The following is a 5,027-nucleotide window of genomic DNA, read 5'->3' as shown; positions in this document are numbered from 1 at the left end:
CAAGCCGCCCGCCCGCAGCAAGCACGAACTCAAACGAACCGTCATCAGCCATATGCGCCGGCTGACAAAGCTGCCCGAGAGGATCCGAAGCTACTTCGGGCATCAGCCATTCCGCTATGCCGCGTAGTTCAAGTTCTCCCAAGCCAGATCAATAAGGACGGCAGCGAGGTCATTCCGATGCCGACAAACAGCGCCGCCTGATCGGCCCCGTCACCTAAATTCCGTCATAGCTCTCTGAAGCGTACGTTGACGCCCACTCGGCTGATCCAGCCATCGTTCTTGAAGCGGTAGCTCACCTGATCCCCTGCCCGCGCGAGCGTCAGCGTCTCGTCGGTCAGGTTGTAGTAGAGCGTTTCAGACCGGATTGAGATGTTCTGAGTCAGCATGTGCGCCGTGCCGGCCCCGATCACAAAGCCGGTGGTCCACTCCTCGCTGCTTGCCTGCAGGCCACGCCAGGCGGGGTGACTGTGATCTGTCCCTGATGTGCACCGGCATCGAAGGTTGGCCCCTGGAGAGGGAGGCGCAACGCTTTGATTTGGCAACACAAAATGAAAATTCGACGGGGCATGATTGGTAGCGATGATGACCCCGTCGACGCCATGAATGCACCAGCAAAGTCATGCGTTTAGTGGCAGTTGGCTCGCGGGTCAGCATTCGATGCTGATTCACATCTCAGGCGTGCCAGGAGCCGACTTAGACACTGACTCGCCACCCCCAATTGCAGGACGGAGATGCCGGCCAGGATCATAGCAAGATAACCCAGAAGGTTTATTGTAGCGCCGACGCCACAACCAATCATCCACGAACATTGATCCCCGACCACCTCGTGGGGCTGGCCAGTGATGCCTGACCTCTGCACGGTCAGGCCGGGAGGTCGCTTACCCAGTCGGGGAGGACCAAAGGGAATCCTTTCTTCTGAGCCGCCTCACCGCAGGAATGACTGTGATGGCTTTCGCACAAGCCTTGTGTGGCCCCGGTCACGGAAGGACGGGGTGTTTCGAGCGATCCTGGTGGCATCGCAGGAGGTCACCATGACACGAGCCTCAAAACGCCAGGCCAGACGCTGGATCATCCAAGAGCTGACACGCTGCATGGAGCAGCGCAGCCAACCTCTCCCCCCATCCAAGCCGATTGCGGAGTGATCATGTTGTACGCGCGGGTCCAGGAGACAGCCGACATCATGGACAGCCAGATCAGGGCCAGGGCGAAGGCTCTCTGCGTCGAGGATGGCTTCGATCCGGACTTGATTGTGACGCACGCCTACGGCGATGACTTCACCGCCCAGGAGTGGGATTCCTGGTGGACGTCCAACCCGGAAGTCCCCTTCCAAGAGGTGACCAGCCCGATGTGGAGGCTGTACCGCGCCCACGCGTTCATGGAGCTGTCGCACCTACAGAAGGCGGTTGAGAGCAGTGCCAACGTCGTCTTCTTCAGGCGAGGTAACGTTTAACTTGGGGCAAGACCCGACGTCGTGCTGACAGTCCCCATCTGCGAATTGCTGGAACGGCCGTTACTTGGCTGCGGTCGCGGTAGGTGCAATCCGATCCCCGAACCGGACCCAGGCCTTACCATCAGCTCCCTCACCCTTGACGTAGACGTACCCTGTTTGCTGCCAGGGCAGAACGGCATCCCTCTTGTTGTCCAGGATGAGATCGCCGCGATCCGTACGCACCCTCAACACGGCATGCCCGGCGCCCACCTCATCGATGACGACAGTCATGCGCATCGCCCGTTGCGGCAGTCCCCGTTCAACCAGGAGCTTGCGCTTGAGCAGTTGCATGTCCTCGCAGTCTCCAAGCCCATCGTCCGGATAATCCCAGCGATCCACCACACCCCAGTGATCCTGGTCCGGCACCGCCGCTATCGTTCGGTCGACGTGCTGGTTGATCTCCTGGAGGCCCAGGTGCCGTCGGTCAGCGGGATGGTGTCCGGTTCGGAGGAATCGATCGAGCACTCCCGTGGATGCTGATCGCAGAATTGCATCCAAGCCAAGGTCGGTCCGGCTTCTCCGGATGGGCGAAGATCCTCGCTGACGATTGGCGGCGCCACAGGAGCGGGTTCGGGCGTCCCGGCGAGGACAGGGTGAGCGGCCCAGAGACACAGCAGAGCGGCTGCTTGGCTCACCCGCCTCAGGACACGATAGACACACGTCTCCTCTTGGGCGTGAAGTCCCCCCGATGCATTCGGTGCATGTCTTGCTCGCTTGGCTTATTGCTTGGGCATTGGTCCACGCCCAGTAGACCTGCGCAAGGACTAGGCAGGAACCACTTGAATGCCCTTTCTAGGTTCGCCAATCGCTGATAATGCGCGCATTTGCCTGTTGGTTAGGCAACTCCTTTGGCTTTCTGAGAAGTCATGTCATTCGAGGCAAGCCTGGCACCTGAAAACCCGGCTCCTGCTGAGTGGTCGGGCAAAGCCCCACCGGACGGCTCGCCCCACAAACGGTCCCATTCCGCACTGCACAAATTTGTCGCGGCGTCCTGAGCTACACTGCCGGACCATCTGCGATACTCTGGATCCGCTGACGGCCCTCGCTATGGAGAGAAGGGACCCGATGGTCCAGACATTGTGCCCAAAGTGTTCATGTGACGCGGCATCGGTCCTGAGCGTTGCCACGAAAGACGGGTGCTTCACTGCCTCTGTCCAGTGCCACGTCTGCGGGTTCGAGAAGACCACGGATCAGGGTTTCCAAGACGAACGGACCGCCCGCGAGGCCGCTACCCAATCCTGGGTGGATGGAACGGAGCCCATCGCTCCAAGCCAACAGAGGTGATCCGGAGTTGCGGGCTCAAGCGTCGTTCGCAACCGGACTGATACGGGGCGACGCGTCGCTTGGACCGCTGCGGGGCAGCCGCAGGGCTTCCGGGTCCCGTTATCTGGTGAAGGTCAGGATGGGGTCAACCTGAGCCATTGCGCTCTTGCCTATTAAGGTCAGCTCACCCCGCCAACGCGGAATTTCGGCTAACGGCAGCCCCGTGCCACGATGTATGGTTCGGCCGTGCGTCGCAAGATGATGTTGGCGGACTGACGAACGTGAGAGCTGCATCAATGTATTCGGCTTCGTGGTGGAGCTTTAGCTCCGGGCCATCATGGGGATCCGCCCGCATCCAAGGCTGACTAGCGGTAAGACCTCAATGGGCCATCATGGCACCCAGTCTTGTGGTTGCGCCGGGCAGACCGTTCGTCCATCTCCTCCTTCATCTCGCAGACCTCGACGGGAAACTGCTGATTAGCTAACGGATGTCATCGTTCGACCCTCAGCGTTGATGGTTCATCTGAACCGCCTCCGTAGCGTCTCAGAGGTAAGTTCGTATCAGGCTGCATGAGAGGCACTCCTCGGCTGATAGGCATGACCACGCGCCAGCACCGCCCAGGCGATGCGGGCGAGCTTGTTGGCCAACGCGATCACCAGCATGTTGCGGTGTAGCCGTCGTCCCGCCGCCTCAATCCAGGGCCACAGGCCGAGCCTGNGTTGCGGTGTAGCCGTCGTCCCGCCGCCTCAATCCAGGGCCACAGGCCGAGCCTGGCCCCATGCGGCCGGCGCACCAGCACGATGTGCGCCGCCTGCACGAACAGCGTCCGCAGGTACTTGTTGCCGTGTTTGGAGATCTTGCCCAGGATCGTGCGGTCGCCGGTCGACTCCTGCTTGGGCACCAGCCCGAGCCAGGCGCCAAAGTCCCGCCCCTGCTTGAACCCAGCCCCGGTGCCGATCGCCGCCACGACAGCGGACGAGATGATCGGTCCGACACCCGGCACGCTCATCAGGCGCTGACAGTGCTCATCTTCAGCCGCCAGCGCCTCGATCTCGGCGGAGACCTCAGCGATGCGCTCGTCGAACTGACGCCAATCCTCAGCCAAATCGGCAATGAGGCGAACGATGCGAGGTGAGAGGGCGTCAGAGGACGAACTCAGGATGCTTGGCAAGGCCTGCCGCAAGGGCGCAAGCCCCTGGCGCACGGTGATGCCACGCTCGAGCAGGAAGCCGCGGATCTGGTTGGTCACACCCGTGCGTTGGCTGACCAGACGCGAGCGGACCCGGTGCAAGGCGAGCAGATCCATCTAGTCCGGGGCCTTGATCGCCACGAAGGACATGGTGGGCCGTTGCACCGCCTCGGCGATGGCTCCGGCGTCGCGATAGTCATTCTTGTGGCCCTTCAGAAACGGCTTGACGTATTGGGCCGGGATCAGGCGTACGTCATGACCCAGGGCTTGAAGCTGGCGGCCGATATGGTGAGCCCCGGCACAGGCTTCCATGCCGATCAGGCACGGCGGGAGGTTGGCCAGGCGCTGCGTGAGCTGGGGCCGGGAGAGCTTGATCCGCAGCACGATGGCGCCGCGCTGATCCTGACTGACAATGTGGAAGCTATTCTTGCCCAGATCGATGCCCAGGGTGGCAATGGCGGCAGAGAAAGAAGACCGTGACATGAGACGTGCTCCTTGCGTGGCTCGAAGCCCCAAAGCTTACGAACAAGCGGGGCAGAAGCACGGCCGGACCATCCCATTAGCGGTCCTTCGTCTGCCTACACATCCGCACTCCACGCCTCGTTGCCGGTGAGGTTTGCCGGGAGGCTAATCTATCCTCTACCGTTGATCCTTCTGGGGTGTCTGGGTGCGCCATGGTCGTGCCACAAGATGACCGGCTGGCACGAGCCATGCATCGCGGTGCGATCAAAGTGGAGCGGCCATGATCCGGCGAGAGACGCTTCTGGCAATTCTGGCGATGCTGATGCTGACCTTCAGATAGGCCGTAGTGACAAGACTGTTGTGGCAGGCAGATCGCAAGCGGCGCATCGCCAACTTCCTAATACTCCAGGATAAGGAACCGGGTGGCGAGGTGAGAAATTCTTGAAGCAGTCATCATGGCACCTGAGCCAAGGGTCGGCGGAGTGCTTGGGGTGAACAAACATGCTGTGGGTCGTTCTTCTCCTTGGCGCCTCTGGGATGGTCGGTGGTTATGCGGCTGAGCGGGCTATCATCCCAAAGCTCCAGTATCGTCCGGGCACGCCCAATGAGATCGTCGAAACCTG

3 protein-coding genes and 1 pseudogene are annotated in these 5,027 nt (G+C 61.2%); 1 reads left to right on the top strand and 3 read right to left on the bottom strand.

Annotated elements, in window-relative coordinates:
• Window positions 1-224 precede the first annotated feature (224 nt).
• Window positions 225-386, bottom strand: a complete 162-nt coding sequence (locus KHP60_RS24650; protein ID WP_213566910.1) for a hypothetical protein — start codon at window positions 384-386, stop codon at window positions 225-227.
• 794 nt (window positions 387-1,180) lie between these two features.
• On the opposite strand from KHP60_RS24650, the gene KHP60_RS24645 reads away from it, so the two are divergent.
• Window positions 1,181-1,450, top strand: a complete 270-nt coding sequence (locus tag KHP60_RS24645) for a hypothetical protein (protein WP_213566909.1) — start codon at window positions 1,181-1,183, stop codon at window positions 1,448-1,450.
• A gap of 60 nt (window positions 1,451-1,510) precedes the next feature.
• Here the strand turns inward: KHP60_RS24645 and KHP60_RS24640 are convergent, their stop codons facing one another.
• Window positions 1,511-1,954 carry a transglutaminase-like cysteine peptidase gene (locus tag KHP60_RS24640; protein ID WP_409366319.1) on the bottom strand — a complete coding sequence of 148 codons (444 nt, stop codon included), beginning with the start codon at window positions 1,952-1,954 and terminating at the stop codon, window positions 1,511-1,513.
• Between the two features lie 1,359 nt (window positions 1,955-3,313).
• Window positions 3,314-4,425: pseudogene (locus KHP60_RS24635) on the bottom strand (IS110 family transposase).
• Between the last annotated feature and the right edge of the window lie 602 nt (window positions 4,426-5,027).

Source organism: Microvirga sp. 3-52 (genome assembly GCF_018383585.1).
Taxonomy (GTDB): Bacteria; Pseudomonadota; Alphaproteobacteria; order Rhizobiales; family Beijerinckiaceae; genus Microvirga.
The sequence above is the reverse complement of the archived record's forward strand: the minus strand, read 5'-3'. Positions and strand labels throughout refer to the sequence as shown.

Excerpts from the sequence above, each read along its gene's own strand:
- KHP60_RS24650 (WP_213566910.1), bottom strand. The coding sequence starts at position 386 with ATGCTGACTCAGAACATCTCAATCCGGTCTGAAACGCTCTACTACAAC.
- KHP60_RS24645 (WP_213566909.1), top strand. The coding sequence starts at position 1,181 with ATGGACAGCCAGATCAGGGCCAGGGCGAAGGCTCTCTGCGTCGAGGAT.